18 protein-coding genes are annotated in these 15,145 nt (G+C 32.8%); all 18 read right to left on the reverse strand.

From position 1 onward, the window contains the following. Window positions 1-7 precede the first annotated feature (7 nt). The 18 genes from B3Z56_RS17580 to B3Z56_RS17665 all read right to left on the reverse strand — a co-directional run bounded on the left by B3Z56_RS17580 (window position 8) and on the right by B3Z56_RS17665 (window position 14,960). Window positions 8-4,246 (reverse strand): hypothetical protein, encoded by a 4,239-nt coding sequence (locus B3Z56_RS17580; protein WP_346879300.1) that lies wholly within the window; start codon window positions 4,244-4,246, stop codon window positions 8-10. Continuing rightward, window positions 4,243-4,551 (reverse strand): hypothetical protein, encoded by a 309-nt coding sequence (locus B3Z56_RS17585; RefSeq protein ID WP_346879301.1) that lies wholly within the window; start codon window positions 4,549-4,551, stop codon window positions 4,243-4,245. Before B3Z56_RS17585 ends, B3Z56_RS17580 begins: the two co-directional genes overlap by 4 nt. 128 nt (window positions 4,552-4,679) lie before the next feature. Further along, the gene (locus tag B3Z56_RS17590) at window positions 4,680-5,075 is read right to left on the reverse strand and encodes a DUF6096 family protein (RefSeq protein ID WP_346879302.1); all 396 of its coding nucleotides are present in this window, start codon (window positions 5,073-5,075) and stop codon (window positions 4,680-4,682) included. 63 nt (window positions 5,076-5,138) lie between these two features. Continuing rightward, window positions 5,139-5,555, reverse strand: a complete 417-nt coding sequence (locus tag B3Z56_RS17595; protein WP_346879303.1) for a phage tail tube protein — start codon at window positions 5,553-5,555, stop codon at window positions 5,139-5,141. Between the two features lie 16 nt (window positions 5,556-5,571). Continuing rightward, window positions 5,572-5,928, reverse strand: coding sequence for a hypothetical protein (locus tag B3Z56_RS17600; protein ID WP_346879304.1), 357 nt, complete (start codon window positions 5,926-5,928; stop codon window positions 5,572-5,574). Next, window positions 5,925-6,395: an HK97-gp10 family putative phage morphogenesis protein gene (locus tag B3Z56_RS17605; protein WP_346879305.1), complete on the reverse strand. Its 471-nt coding sequence runs from the start codon at window positions 6,393-6,395 to the stop codon at window positions 5,925-5,927. Before B3Z56_RS17605 ends, B3Z56_RS17600 begins: the two co-directional genes overlap by 4 nt. After that, window positions 6,392-6,757, reverse strand: a complete 366-nt coding sequence (locus B3Z56_RS17610) for a hypothetical protein (protein WP_346879306.1) — start codon at window positions 6,755-6,757, stop codon at window positions 6,392-6,394. Before B3Z56_RS17610 ends, B3Z56_RS17605 begins: the two co-directional genes overlap by 4 nt. Next, the gene (locus B3Z56_RS17615) at window positions 6,741-7,046 is read right to left on the reverse strand and encodes a phage head-tail connector protein (RefSeq protein ID WP_346879307.1); all 306 of its coding nucleotides are present in this window, start codon (window positions 7,044-7,046) and stop codon (window positions 6,741-6,743) included. The genes B3Z56_RS17610 and B3Z56_RS17615 overlap by 17 nt, the downstream gene beginning before the upstream one ends. 25 nt (window positions 7,047-7,071) lie before the next feature. Continuing rightward, window positions 7,072-7,344, reverse strand: coding sequence for a Rho termination factor N-terminal domain-containing protein (locus B3Z56_RS17620; RefSeq protein ID WP_346879308.1), 273 nt, complete (start codon window positions 7,342-7,344; stop codon window positions 7,072-7,074). A 13-nt stretch (window positions 7,345-7,357) separates the two neighbouring features. Beyond that, window positions 7,358-8,332 carry a major capsid protein gene (locus B3Z56_RS17625; protein WP_346877123.1) on the reverse strand — a complete coding sequence of 325 codons (975 nt, stop codon included), beginning with the start codon at window positions 8,330-8,332 and terminating at the stop codon, window positions 7,358-7,360. Between the two features lie 20 nt (window positions 8,333-8,352). After that, window positions 8,353-8,988: a DUF4355 domain-containing protein gene (locus B3Z56_RS17630; RefSeq protein WP_346879309.1), complete on the reverse strand. Its 636-nt coding sequence runs from the start codon at window positions 8,986-8,988 to the stop codon at window positions 8,353-8,355. Between the two features lie 168 nt (window positions 8,989-9,156). Beyond that, on the reverse strand, window positions 9,157-9,870 hold the full coding sequence (locus B3Z56_RS17635) for a hypothetical protein (protein ID WP_346879310.1): 714 nt from the start codon (window positions 9,868-9,870) through the stop codon (window positions 9,157-9,159). Between the two features lie 89 nt (window positions 9,871-9,959). Continuing rightward, complete coding sequence (locus B3Z56_RS17640) at window positions 9,960-10,124, reverse strand: hypothetical protein (protein ID WP_346879311.1); 165 nt, start codon at window positions 10,122-10,124, stop codon at window positions 9,960-9,962. Beyond that, window positions 10,117-11,673, reverse strand: coding sequence for a minor capsid protein (locus B3Z56_RS17645; protein ID WP_346879312.1), 1,557 nt, complete (start codon window positions 11,671-11,673; stop codon window positions 10,117-10,119). The genes B3Z56_RS17640 and B3Z56_RS17645 overlap by 8 nt, the downstream gene beginning before the upstream one ends. Beyond that, window positions 11,657-13,051, reverse strand: coding sequence for a phage portal protein (locus B3Z56_RS17650; RefSeq protein ID WP_346879313.1), 1,395 nt, complete (start codon window positions 13,049-13,051; stop codon window positions 11,657-11,659). Before B3Z56_RS17650 ends, B3Z56_RS17645 begins: the two co-directional genes overlap by 17 nt. Before the next feature lie 11 nt (window positions 13,052-13,062). Beyond that, entirely contained in the window at window positions 13,063-14,346 is a 1,284-nt protein-coding gene (locus tag B3Z56_RS17655; protein WP_346879314.1) for a PBSX family phage terminase large subunit, read from the reverse strand. After that, window positions 14,339-14,728: a terminase small subunit gene (locus tag B3Z56_RS17660; protein WP_346879315.1), complete on the reverse strand. Its 390-nt coding sequence runs from the start codon at window positions 14,726-14,728 to the stop codon at window positions 14,339-14,341. The genes B3Z56_RS17655 and B3Z56_RS17660 overlap by 8 nt, the downstream gene beginning before the upstream one ends. Continuing rightward, complete coding sequence (locus B3Z56_RS17665) at window positions 14,721-14,960, reverse strand: hypothetical protein (RefSeq protein WP_035128991.1); 240 nt, start codon at window positions 14,958-14,960, stop codon at window positions 14,721-14,723. The genes B3Z56_RS17660 and B3Z56_RS17665 overlap by 8 nt, the downstream gene beginning before the upstream one ends. Window positions 14,961-15,145 lie beyond the last annotated feature (185 nt).

The following is a 15,145-nucleotide window of genomic DNA, read 5'->3' on the forward strand; positions in this document are numbered from 1 at the left end:
ACTCCTTCTATGTTGGTATTAGTGTTAAGTTTCCTTGTCTTTGCATCTTTCTAAGTTGTTTTAGTGCTACCTTACCAATTACTGATCCATCTATCTGAAGAATTAAATCTCCATCACCAAATCCATTATTACTATCACTTTGTGGCATTCTATCCGATACCTTCTGTGCTAAATCTGTTATCCATGCGGTATTGTTTTCTAAAGGCATTATAGCTTCTTTCCCGTCTTCTCCAAATATTCCTAATGTTGCTCTATCAACTACTCCACCTTTAGCAAAATAATTAACTCCAACTTTAGGAACTTCTTTAGTCCCTAAATTAAAATCACCATACATATAGAAATGAGGAACTTTAACTCTAAGCGTTGCATTAAAGTTATTAAATAAAGCCTTAATTTTACTAATAGAATTAGCTACATTCCTATACGCCTCATTCATATTGTTAGTTATATTATTTTTTATATTTAAAAATATACTATTTGATGAAACCTTTATACTTTGAAACCCTTTTGACATTAATATAACTAGGTTACTTGTAATATTAGCAATGTTGGTAGAAGCAGATCTGTATATAGATATCATAGTATTAAGCATACTGGCTGTAGTATGTGATATAGCATTTAATGAACTTCTAACTGTACTAGACATATTAGAAAATGATGCTCTAATAATATTACAACATTGGTTCATATTACTATAAATAATTGATGATATATTAGAAAATGCACTAGCTATTGATTTCCTTATACTTGATGTTGTATTCCCTACTACAGCCCTTATTCTATTAAGCGTAATGTTTATAATATTGCTAGCATTGGTAAACTCACTAGATATCTTAGCCCCTACACCATTAAATGAACTCTTTAATTTATTCGCTAATGAAGATACCTCATTAGAAAATGATTGTATATTCTTCTTAGCTCCATCTATACTCTTATTTACTGAAGTCATAGATTCTTCTGCTGTAGTGGCTACATTTTTATAGGCTTCTTCTTGTGCTGTAGCACTATCTTGATTAGCCTGTGCCATGGCATCTGTAGCACCTTCTACAGTAGTAACTTGATTATCATAACTAGTTTTAGTTATTTCATCTATATGTGCCCTATCTGCATCAATTGCTTCTCTTAGCTGATCCTCATAGATTCTTCCTTGAGTTGTAGTATTTCCATGGGTAGATAACAGTTCATCAAGTGCAGCTTGTTTTGATGCAATACTCTCTTGATATTTTGCTACCTCACTATCAATACTAGCTTGGAAATCTGCATTGGCTTGATCTAATTTAGCTTTCTTTTCTTGATAAGATAAACTTTCATCTGATTCTATAGTAGCTAAATAAGCTGCATGTCTAGAAACTCTTTCATCATAGGTTAAACCCTCATAACTAAGCATGTCTTCATTTATTCCTTTAAGAATACCATACTGTTTCATGAACTCATTCTTTTCTGCTTCAGTTAAATCTGCATACATAGCTTTAACTTCTTCGTTATAAACTGATTGGTTTTCTCCCATTTCATTGAGTTTTTCTTGATCGTGATTAACTATAGCATCTAAATACTCTTGAGCACTTTGAGATAACATACCAAACTTTTCAGTAGCTGTTTTAGTAGCTTCATCAACTTCTTCTGCAAGTCTAGTAGCATTAAAATGAATACTATCCAAGTATCTATTTACATTAGATGTAGCAGTTCCAAAGGCATCATCTGTAGTTTTAGCAGTTTCTTCTGCCACAGTTCCAACTTCTTCTATATTTTCTTTAACTTCTGGTTCTGTATCCCAACCAAAGAAACCTGCTATTTTATCCCACAACCAACCTAATTTTTCTTTAACCCAATCTATTACTGGACTTATTGCCTCCATAATAGCCTTCCACCAACCAAATTTATCACCTATTTTTTTTACTACTATAATTAATCCAGCAATGAGGCTTACAAGTAATAATATAGGGCATGCATCCACAGCTAAATTAAAAGCTAATTGAGCTGCTGTTGCTCCACTAGTAGCCATAGTATGAGCTTTTGTTGCTATTGTATTCGTAACTTTACCTGCTGTATCTGCAATCCATTTAGCTGTACTTTGAACTAATTTAACAGTTTGCTCTTTTAATGCTAAAACTGACTTTGTAATCCATACCCCTAAATCTTTCATGCTCTTTACTGGATGAAGTAATATATTTTTGCCCCACCTAATAAATTCTCCAGTGCTTGTTCTTATTTTACTACTAAGTGTAATTATTTTAGCAGTCCCATTTATTAATATTGCATTACCTAATTTTCCACATGCTGATATTGCTTTAATTAATCCTCCTTGAATCCACCTACCAAAATCAGCTATATTAGTAATTATGCTTGCGCTTAGCATTATTATTTTTTCTAGGAATTTACCTAAAGCATTTGTACCAAGCATAGCTCCTTCTATCACATGTTTAAACTTCCATGCTCCCCATAATATTAGAAAAGCCTCTAATACATAACGACATTGTTCTATAACTATTAGTACTGCCTTAATTGCTCCTGCTACTATATTTAATGTTAAGGCCACGGTACCAATAATTACACTACCAGCCCAACTATTCATAAATGCAGTTATAAAATTAATTGCATCTCTCATAATCTCAGCTAATATAGTTCCAACTAGCATAACTATATCACCTATAACATTAATAAACGCCTGGCCTCCTAATTCTAAGAACTTACCAAACCAATTACCAGCACTTATAATAAAATCCCTTGCTGCTATTGCTAGGCTATTCATAGCATCTATAAACTTTCTAGTATAAGGATTATTATCCGGATTAAGATGGTTCCACAAGTTACCTAATGCTACAAGTATATCTCCTCCAATTTGTAGAGCTACACCACCTACTACTATTCCTATTTCAGCCATGTGTTGTACAAACTCTTTTCCTCCATGGTTCCATACAGATACTAAGAAACTTTTTAATACATCACAACTATATCCAAATGCTTGCTTAAAATAATCCCATTTAGATAAAAACCAATCTCCATAATTATCCCATGCCTTTTTAAGTGGACTTAACAATTCAGATAAGATTTTATTAACTTTATCATTTAAAGCTGTAAGAGAATCTTCTGTTGCTGATGTGTCAATTGCAGGGCTACTTATTGTACCTACTCCTCCTGCACCACCACCAGCTCCTCCGCCAGAACCCCCATCTGAATCATCATTGGACTTTAATTTATTAATTTCATCAATGCCCATTAATGCTTCTAACTGTTTCTTTGCTTTATCAGCTTTTTTACCTACTTTATCAGTAGCACCACCTAAATTATTCATAGCACCAGTGGCATCATCAATTCCTCCTGTAGCTCCTCCAAAATCAATTGCTCCTGCTCCACCAGAACCTCCAGAACCACCACTTATATTAAATCCTATTGCACTAAGAACTGAATTGAATGTATTCGCCATTTGCACTAATTTAGCCATAATAGTATTTATAACATTAATAACTGGTGTTAGTACTGCAATCAAACCTTGACCTATGCTTGCCTTTAATGATTGATATTGTAGGCTTAACAATCTAACTTGATTGGCCCAACTTCCACTTGTTCTAGCAAAATCGCCATTAGCTGCACTCAATGTTTGTGTAACATACGCAAGCCTCAATGCAACTTTTTCTTGTTGATTCATAGCCTCTGTAGTTTTCCCATATCCGTTAGCTAAAGCATATTGATTAAGATTCTCTTGTGTCATTACAACACCAAGTTCTTTTAAACTTTCAGTCTCACCAGTAAATACACTCTTTAACTTTGTATAGGCTTCATTTTGACTTATATTATAAAAGGAAGCTACATCACCAGAAAGATTAGTAAGGGTTTCAGCCATTTCCTCCGCTTGATCTACCGCAAACCCCATTGATTTAGACATAGCTCCGAAGTTACCCATATACTGTTTAGCCATAGTTTCGGATAGTCCCACTGTCCTCATAGCATTTTTAGCAAATTCATTTACTTTAGTATTCATTGACCCAAAAGTAACATCAACAACGTTTTGAACTTCTGTAAGATTAGATCCTAACTCCAAACATGATTTAGTAAATCTAGCTATTGAAGCAATCGCAAAAACACTAGCTAACACCTTACCAAGTTTATCAAATGTACCACTCATTCCATTAACACTATTATTGACTCTACTGGCCATACTATCAACTTTTGTTTGAACTTGGGCTACTTGATTATTAAACTGTTTAGCATTAGCACTAATAACTACTTGTAATTCTTCTAATGTCAATTATTCTCACCTCCAATCTCTGTTTTCAGTGAGTTTACTCTTTGTGCAAACTCTTTCATGTGTTGCTTATTTATTTCCATTTGTACCTTTATTTTATTTTCTTCATTAATCTTACTTTCTTCTTCAAATAAGTCTGCAAACATATCTAAGAATTGAATTGGCTGATTATCCTTACTTATTATGCATGCCGTACCATTGGTAATTAATGTAGAAAGCCTATAAACCATATCAGCTGTATCTTTTCTTCTTATCTCCCTTTTTCTTAGAAAAGAATCTCTTACTTTGGTTATTTCTTCAATTGTCATATCGTAAAAATCACTTACACTTATTCCACAATCTAAAGCGTCATCAAGTAAGTACTTTTCAATAAACTCTGTGTATGTCCCAGGTGCTTTCTTTAGAAATGGGGAAGTGGTACTTTCACCCTCTTCCCCTACTTTAAATTTTCTACCTTTTCCTCTGGATTTCCTAATACTCCACCCTCAGTTAATAGCTCCATTACTTCACTAAATAAATCCATTTGCGACTTTCCATTTTCAATATACTCATCTACTAGGTCACAAACCTTATCAAATGTCATACCATGTTGATATTTTTGAAGTGAACCCCAAAGAACTGTTACAAGATACTTCAAGGATGGTAAAGGTATTTTATTCATCTTCTTCATGTTAATATTACCTTTGCCATCTACTGGTGCTGTTGCGCTCATTTCCATTATTGGGTCTAATATATTTCCACCCAGTTTATCCTCTATAAGTATAGTTGAATTAGTTGTTAATTTTAATTTATATTCTTTTTCTCCTACTGTTAATACTTTATATAATGACATATAAATCTCTCCTTACTTCTCTTAAAATAATAAAGGACATACACTTAAGTATGCCCTCATGAACTACGGTGTTACTGTTGGGTCCGTTACTGTAATATCACTTTGTAATGCTAATGATAGAGTAAAGTCAATTGCTCCATTAACTCCACCGCCGCCAAGTTTTACACTGCATTGAGCTTTAAATACAAACTTAGTTCCATCTGGATAAGCTTGTTCAAAATCAATAACTTTCTTTTCATCTGCTAATGCTCTTAGTACTCTGTATGGACTGTCTACTGCATCATTAGCATATTTAAATTTATACGCTAGATCTCCATAATCTCCTATTCCAAACTCATATTGTTTTGTTGTATCCTCTAAGGTTGTATTTTCTACCTTCTCCGGATCATTACCCATTTCAGGAACTTCTTTTAATCCTTTTAATTTTATAAAAGTACTTCCTGTAGATTTATAACTTAATGTAATTCCATTTGCTAACATTTAACATCATCCTCTCTTAATCTTGATATACAAACTCTGTTGAGGTATCTATAATACCTTCATACCTCATAACCTTGTGTTTTAATCCGCTGGTATCTGAAACATCTTGGCAAAATGTACGTTGTAACCCTAGCTTTGATAATTTCTTATCTACCTCTAGTGCTGAACTTGATGTGCTTCTATTGTGCCATATATCAACTCTATATCTTAGATATGATTTTGACTCTTCCCCATCTACCCATTCAGCTACTTTATTATCTTCTTCTGTATATTGTATAGCTGGGAACGTTGCCCAATCCGCGGGATAACTGTCACTTACATTAGAAGATATATCTTTAATAGCTGAATATACTTGATCCTTAACATTTATCATTTACCTGCCACCTCCCTTATCTTCTTCTCTAAATCACTTGCTATATTCTTTTTTACAAGTTCTTCATTGTTCTTTAATGCCGGATACATAAACGGTTGAGCTGGTTGACCTTCAATCCATCTTGGACCTACGTCTGGAATATTAACTAACCATTTATCTTCCTTATAACTTAATGGTCCAGGATATTTATCTCCACCAGATTCCTCTCCCTTTTTTCCTGTTCCAAATTCAACATAAGCTGCATATTCAACATTAGTAAAGACTTTTCCTATAACTTTGCTTTGTTGTGATTTAACATCTGTATATATACGTTGTTGTAAATCTCCACTATCTACTGGGCATAAGTCTTTAGCTTCGCCTTGAACTAACTTAGTCTGCTTTGCGATACTTGTTTCCAGCACCTTATTAGCATTTCCACCAAGAGCATTAAGCTTCTTCATTAAAGAATCTACTCCATTTATACTCATAGTATCTTCTCCAGTTCTATCACTAGATGTGAGTATGGCTTTATACTTATAATCTTATAATCTGGTTCACTTTCTTTAGATACATAAACACATATACCATATCCTTCACATAGCTCTATGTCATTAACTACATATAAAGTTATATTATCTTTTACTATTACTTTATAGGGTCCATCATAAAGCATATTTAGAATATAATTAAGTCTTTCTCCGTAGATTTCAGCTTGTAGCTTTCCATTTGCAGGAGATATATTTGCTTTTATTTCTATTGGTTCAGAATACCCTGGATATTTACCGCCCTCATTATCCTCAATGATAGTTTTTTTCTTAAGATAATAAGTTTTCTTATTCTTTACTCTCAATCATACTCACCGCCTTAAGTCTTCTAAAAGCTTTAAGTCTATTCTTAATACCTTCAGGCATTTCATAGCTAACAGATATACCACCTTCACTTCTGGAAGCTTCACCTTCAGAGCCTAGCCTGTTGTAATAGATTATAGATAACTCTCTTTGTAATCCTTCCATTTTAGGTAATAAGACATTTCTATTAGTGTAGTCCAATATATCAGCCTCAGCATCTTCAAGCAGTTGTGTAAGTAGATTATTATCTGCATCTGGTAATCTTACCTTCAACTTTTCTAACTGTGTCACATTAACACCACCTAAAAAGAGGACACTATTCAGCATCCTCTATCATTGTAATTATTTCATCCTTTTTAGCTTTTGAAGGTATTTCAATTCCCTTTTCTATTGCTACTTCTTTTAACTGTTCAATAGTTAAATCACTTAAATCTATATCTGTATTATCAATTTTACTTACTATAAAACCTCTTCCTTCAAACCAGGTAGCAATCCAATTATCTTTAACTTTAGCCACGCCTTCAACAAACATAACTGGTCCATATTCACCAGTGTAGTTATTATCATCTTTAAATTTTACTTCATACATTTACATTCACCCCTTACTGTACTTTTATGTTACGAAGAACTCCTGCTGCTCTAGTCTTTTTAAGAACTGTTGCTGCAACCATTTCAACTTCACCTTTTTTAACTGCTCCAGCTGTTTTAAAGTCTGGTAGCCATGTTTTTATTAGTTTACCACCAGTTGGAGATGCTGCATGAAGTCCATCTAAAGCAAATCTAGCTCCGTATAGGTCAGTTAGTCCTGTTGCACTCGTACCTACTGTTCTTGCAACTATCGGAACCGTAGGTTTTGTAGCAGAACCATCATGGAAATACTGTAAATCCACAAGAGGAATACCATTGTATGAATCAACACTTCTACCAAATCCATCAACGCCCTTTTCTAAATACCCTGCTCTTCTAGCTGCTTGTTTAATACGTGTAATTAACTTTCCATTACCCATTAATGCATCTGGTATTCCATCCATTTCAGCTAAAAATTCATCTAATAGATCTAATAGCAACTTATAATTTGTATCCAACGCCGAAGCACTTGATAAATCTATAACTGACTCTGTATTGATCTCTGTAGATGAACCTACTAACATTTTATCTAATCCATCAAATCCCTTAACAGATTTATCTCCATTGATTACTGCATTGTGGAATAAATTGATTGTAGCTTTTACCTTCTCCTTAAGTTGAAAGTCAACTTCATTTACCGCACCAGAAGTATCTGCTATTACTCTATCAATATCAAATGTTCCACCGAATACCTTAAGCTCTACTGACTTTGTTTGTCTATCTGCAACCTGTGGAGTGTACTCTGTGTTGATATCTCTGAATCCTGCTGTTGCTGGAGTCTTTAATTGAGTATATCCGTAAACAAGTGTACTTCCTCCAGTTCCTGGTGATACTGTATCATCAAATATTAATTTATCCATAAGGATAGATCCTCTTCTAAATTCGTCTATAACTTGTTGGTCTACTTTATTTGCCATTCCTACTTTTGCTTGTGCTAATGTTATTGCCACTTTTACATCATCCTCTCTTTTTAACCTTTATAAAATTCTGCAAGTGCACCTGTTAGTGTGTTATCACTTGTATTTTTTCCTCCAAGCTTAGGAGTATCTTTACCTCTTAACTTTTCATTTACAGCTTTCTCTACTGCAGATTGAAAAGCTTTTTCTACTGCTTCAATGCTTGCATTACAAGTTTCAGCATCTGAATAATTAAGTATCTCTACTAACTCCTTAGGTAGCCCCTTCTCTGCTAGTGTCTCATAAGCTTGTGCTTTAAGTTCTCTAGTAGTTATATCTTTTTCTCTCTTTTCTAGTTCTGCTATTCTTTTTTCTTCCGCATACTTTGCCTTTTGTTCAGTATTCATCTTAGCTAGTTTCTCTGCTTCTGTCTTTGCATTTTCTAATTCAGTAGCCTTATCTGTTTCCCACTTAGATTTTGCAGTTTCAAGAGCTTTAGCAACTCGTTTATCAAATTCAGATTGATATTTCTTATCTTTAAGAACATCATCAAAATTCTTATCTTCTTTACCTCCCTTGGTTTCTTCTGTTCCAGTATTATCTGTTCCAGTTTCACCAGTTTCGGTAGTTCCCCCATCAACTCCAGTATCCGGAGCTAACATAGGTTCAAATCTGCATAATCCTAAGTTTATTAATAATTTTGTATTCATAATTACCTCCTTGCCCACTACATTCAATTAAGCCCATAGCGTTCAATTATTTTATTCTAGCCTTTTAGAGCCTTGCTAAGGGCATAATAAAAAGCCTTAGTTTCCCAAGACTTAATTCTAAACATGATAAAAGCACCTACATAAGTAAGTGCTTAAAATTTATATATTTTATTTTTTACCTGGTTTCCATTGGTGCCCACACTTTAAACAGGTTACAATAATTTTATTCTTCCCATGCCCTGCAGCTATAGCTCCATATGCTCCTACAGTTGCTACACCTAAAGCACCTTTTGCTAAGCTAAATCCTTTTTTATTAGCTGTAATTGATGTGCTTCCACATTTAGGGCAATGAGCTACATTATCATGTGAACTTCTAGTAGTTGGTTGAAGCCTATTAGCAAATTCCGGATTTGAAGCCATTATTCTTCTTCTGCGTTCTTCTCTTCTCATCTCTCGTTCTTCTTTTTTTCTAGCTTTCTCTAATTCCTTTTCTTCTTCTTTACGTTTATTCTCTAATTCCTTCATTTTTTCACCATCTAATTTTTGAGGTGATAATCCTAACTTCTTTCTTAATACATTATAAGCTTGACTAAGTTTCTTTTCTTTATCTATTTCTATTTTTATCATTTCTTCATTACGTATATATATTTCCAATGTTACACCATCACATTTTACTTGCCTTAAATTTTCTAATGAAAAATATACCTTATTACCAAGTGTAAAATTAAAATATATACCGTTAGGGTATATATAAAAATTGCAAGTTTGTTCTTTTTTCAAATCTGGTCCATCTTTAATTTTAACTACTTCAGTAAACTCAAATCCCAATGACCCACCATCAGCTTTTATAAGCTCTTTATATTGTTTCTTATCTACAATCATGCTTATCCCCCTATCTTCCTTACTAATACAATAATATAACAAAAATAGGTAAAATAAAAGCACCTACTATCTATATAAGTAAGTGCCTATTAATTATCATGGTATTTGCATTCCTTACAAATCTCTCTCCACTCTTTTACCTTAACTACATTACCTGGTAACAAAGTATCCTTTGTACAACCTTCTGATATATCAACTATCAGTACACATTCCCCTATATCTATATCCTTATTAAGGATAGGACACTTAACCATCCTTTAACACCTCCATTAGCTTTTTAAATTTATCATCATACTCGTCACTTTTATATGATGTACTTACAATTTTATCTTTCAAATTAACAACACTGCAACCATCTTCTGATACATAAACAACCACTTGACCATTCCATCTACTGTATGCTGCTTTAGAACTATTTATAAAATCCTGAGTCATTTCCTTAGTAACACTGTGCTGTCTTTCATTATTAATATGATTGTAATCAAATTTATATTCTTTTAAATCAATTCTATCTATATTTTTAATTGGAGTTCCTTTTATATTTAAATTACCAGCTTCTTCAATTATTTTATTATATCTTTTCGTATCTATATAATTGATCTTTAAAGAATTCCATTCATTACTACCATTATACTTCAGTTCTCTGAAATCTGTAAATGATTTAGGAGCATCTTTACCAAGTATTTCTTTATACTTACTGTATTGTTTTCTATCAGATGCCTTATTCTTAATTATCTTCTCAAATACTTCTGTTTTATCTTTTCCATACTTATCAATTACAAACTTATCATACCATTCTTGATACTTCATATCTCCAGGTACTGTATAGGTTTTACCTGTCTCTGGGTCCCTTGCTCTTCTTTGTAGTCTTTCCATATTCTTAAAGTATGCTCTTGTTGTACTTCTACAGTATGGATGTAATGGAGGTAAATTACTTCCTGTTCTTAACTTATCTACTTTTATAATCTTACCGTCCATACTTCTACATATACTAGATGTTCTTAAATCTAATGTAGCAATAAATATTACTTTATCTATCCCACATTCTTTATAGCTTTCAACTTCTGCTGCATTTGTTATATAAGTGGTCTCTGTTCTTATAATTCTCTCACAAGCAAATTTCTCGTAATCAGTCATGTCTTGTAACTCTTGTGCCATTCTTCTGGAGCTTTTACCACTCATTAAACCACTTGTTATTACTTCTTCTAATTTCTCTGCTAATACATCTGTATTATTCCATATACGCTTACTATAGTGTTTCCCACTCCACTTATTCTTAAGTATCTCTTGTATTGTTCCTAATGGCATTTGAGCAACATTAAAGCCTACACCTAATCCTTTCTGAATATCGAATAGGTTTGTGTAATAGGCTTTCTCTATATTATCTGTATATAATTTAGTACTTTTATTTATTTCTGCATCTGCTGCTAATTTAGTATTAATATAAATACTCTCTTTTAATGCTTCTAATCTTGTTATTCTAGCTTTATAAGCATTTGCATTTAATTGGGCCATCATATACCTTTTCAATTCTTTATCTTGTATTCCGTGTATTCTCGCCCTAATGCTCTCTAACTCTTTATTAGGTATTTTACTATTAAGTAATCCCTTTGTTTCTCCTATGCTTAATCCACTATCGCTCTGAAACTTAAAAAATATCTTATTAATGTCTTTATTAATATCCTCGAGAGCCTTATCATAAGCATTATTTATTTTATGAATAGTTTCATCACTAGACTTATGATAGCTTTCCATTCTTAAGTTAGATCTTTTTTTCCAATAAGCATTACTTCTCTTCTTCATCTACCTCACCATCTTCTGGATTAGTATTTTTAAAGTCATAACTACCAAAGGCCTCTTGTTGCTGCTCTACTTTCTTTTTATTTTCTTCATCAAGACGCTTTCTTTCCTCTTCGATATCTATTTCACCATCAAATCTTTTTACTCTAGTTTCCCAACTAATAAAGCCTTCTGTTTCTTGTGCTATATTAGCCATAAGTTCATCATCTACCGGAAGACTTCTCTTCATAGAAATATCTATATTGCTAGAATCAATATTCTTAGCTCGTATATTCTCTATATTAGACATAAGCTTTAATCTTTGCCTTAGGCCTTGTTTAAAGTATCTTTCTTTTGTTTTTCCTAATTGTTCAAAGCCTAGTAGCTTGTACTTCATAGCTATACCTGAAGCATTACCTACAAAGTTTTCATCAGTAAGACATGGAACTTTTGAAAACTCATGTATATCATCTTTAAGTGATTTCTTAAGTACTTCTATTTCAGTTTCATTAAGATTTTTAACTAACCACTTGGCATCTCCACCTTCATCAAGCTCTATAATCTTTAGTTCTTTAAGTAATCTTCCCGTCTTAACCTTTTCCTCTTCATCATCACCTAATGAAGCACCTATAACTGCAAGTAATGCATCAACAACCTGTTCCTTATCATTTATCCTATCAGATTGTAAAAGGTTATAGGCATCTATTAGAGTAATAACTCCTTCAAAGTCACCTCTGAGCTTTTTATTATTTCTATACTCTATAAGAGGTATTTCATTAAAATAATGTTCTTCTTCATCCTTTAATTCAAATACCTTACTCTTTATATCTTGTGTAAAATAATGATATATCTTATCTTCAGTATAAATATTGATATCATAACCTTTTAACTGATCATCAATATCTCTCTTTTCAAAGTAAGTTACCGCAAACATAGGCTTTTGTTTTACTGTTGTATCACACACTAAGAAACTATTTAAAGGGCTGCATACTGCTAATTCTGGATAAGGTACTTCATCATCATTCATAAATAACAATTCATATCCTATACCCATAATACTCATATCTTGTGCTAATTCATTATTATGACTATCTTCATCTATCTCAGTGAAGATATCATTTAGTTCATCAGCACCATCACCACTATAAGTTATTGGTGTACCAAATACATATCCAGTAGCCATATCAGTAATATATTCAGCGTGATTTGCTACTATTTTGTTATTAGGCAATAAGTCACTTGATAATGATCTTTCCAGTATCTTGTGTTCTCCATCATAATATTTATTCAATAGACTATATCTGTCCAGCATTGCCCTATGGTTAGATATACACTTTACTAGCAAATCATCTGGAATACTTCCATCTTCATTTAATAAATCTCTGTCTTTTAAAATTGCCATTATTATTTCACCTACCTTAATCCTATCTTTGCTTTACTCTTAACTTTCAGTCTTCTATCATTCATTTCATCTTCCATACCATATCTAGCAGCATCAATAGTATGGTTGTTTTTATCTGGATACTCTCCTTTTAAATTCCCCTCTTTATCTTTCTCTATCTCATACCCTACAAATTCTCTTTTTGCATTAGGGCATCTTACTGGATCTATTATTATTTCTTCTATTTCTTCAGACAAAAATTTAAGACCATGCTCTACTGAGTCTGGTCCTTTCTTACATGCTATCATATTGATTCCTAATTTTTTTAACTCTGCTATAGTTCTTGGTGCTGCATTATCAGCTACAACTCTTTTATTTAAAGGATTCTTCTTTTTAATAAGTTCTGCAGCCTTACTGTTTCCTAACTGTACTTGAAATATTTCATCAAATATATATAATCTTTTTCTCGTCTTATCATAATGCATTTTAACAAGGGCTAACGGATCAGCTGCATAACCATCATCAAATCCAAACTTTAATTTATCAAAATTTCTAATTTCTTCATCTGATATTTCTCTTATAGTTAAGTTTCTAAATACCTCTCCACCAGTTCCAGTAACTGCTCCTAGGTAATCATGCTCATACTTAGTTGGATTGACTTTCTTCATATGCTCTGCTTCAATTAAGAATTGTTCACCTAGCCATTCTTTAGGTACGGACCTATAATCACTATGATGTATATATTTATCTTTTCTCTTCTCTACTACTTCCTGGTTACACCAGTTTCTTTGACTTTCAGGAGGGTTAAATGAGTAGAATACACAGAATTTAGGTCCACACCTTAAAATAGATTGATTAATTGTATCTATTTTATTCTTACTTTCAAACTCGTCCACCTCTTCATACCAAAGATACTTAATGTATCCCTTAGGTACTTTAGTAGACTTAACCTTCTTAGGATTATCAGCACCTTTAAATCTTATTACTTGTCCAGTAGGCTTATAGGTTATTGTTAGTTTTGCTTCAGGTACATGCCATTCATCACTTACACCTAATGTATCTATTGCCCATTTAATCTGGTCTCTTACTGATTCTGATAGAGTATCCTTTACTCGTCTTAGTACTAATGCATTAGACATAATTCCTTGTTGTGCATCCTTCATTATACCTAAGACAATTTCAAGTGAAATAAAAGAGGACTTCGTACTACCTCTACCACCTTTAAACCAGTAGTGAGTGTGAAGTCCTTTTTTAATATCCTTATGCACTTCATAGAAACTTGAAGCAATTATACTTTTTAATTTAACTTTAATCATCTATATCATCTACTATCTGAACTTGTTGATTTCCTTCAACCTTAATATTCTCAGTAAATAACCTGTATCTCTTACCTAACAATTCAGCTGCCTTTGTTCTATCTTGCAATGAAGCATCTAATCCGAATTGCTCCTTTTCTTCTCCTCTCATTACCCTTGTGAGATATTGAAGAACCTCTTCTCCTTTTGCTATACGTTTATCCTCTATTTCTTTTAGTCGTTCATCTATATATTGTTTTATGCTATCATTTGCTATCAGTCTTGATGAATTAGCTCTAGCACCTTTCTTATTATATCCTGCTCTTATATAGGCCTCTGTAGCATTCCCTAGTTCTATATAGTAATCTACAAATGCCTTTTGCTTAGGTGTCATTCTATCCATTACTATCACCTGCCCTAAGTATTTCTATGAGTACCTTTAGCAAGTCTACTTTACTATATACTATATCTACAACATCATTTTCTTTTCCTCTAGGCTTTCCATAGTGAACTATATATTTAGTAATAGGCTGTCCATCATCGCCATAAAATTGTTCATGATTTATCAGTGGCATCCAGCCTTTTGCTTTTAATGCCTTGGTTATTTTATTTATTAATGATTGTACTTTAGCCATAATGCCACCTCACTTTCTATAAAATAAAAAGAACCCTAAATTACTAGAGTTCCTTAGTTATTAATCATTACCCCATGGATCTGGTTTATCAGCCATAATCCTGCCTCACTTTCAATATATAGTATATTTGTCCACATGATACACAATATGTTGTGTATAAATTAAAACCTTATTGCCATGGTTCA

The organism is Clostridium sp. UBA7791 (genome assembly GCF_002480755.1).
Taxonomy (GTDB): domain Bacteria; phylum Bacillota; class Clostridia; order Clostridiales; family Clostridiaceae; genus Clostridium_J; species Clostridium_J sulfidigenes.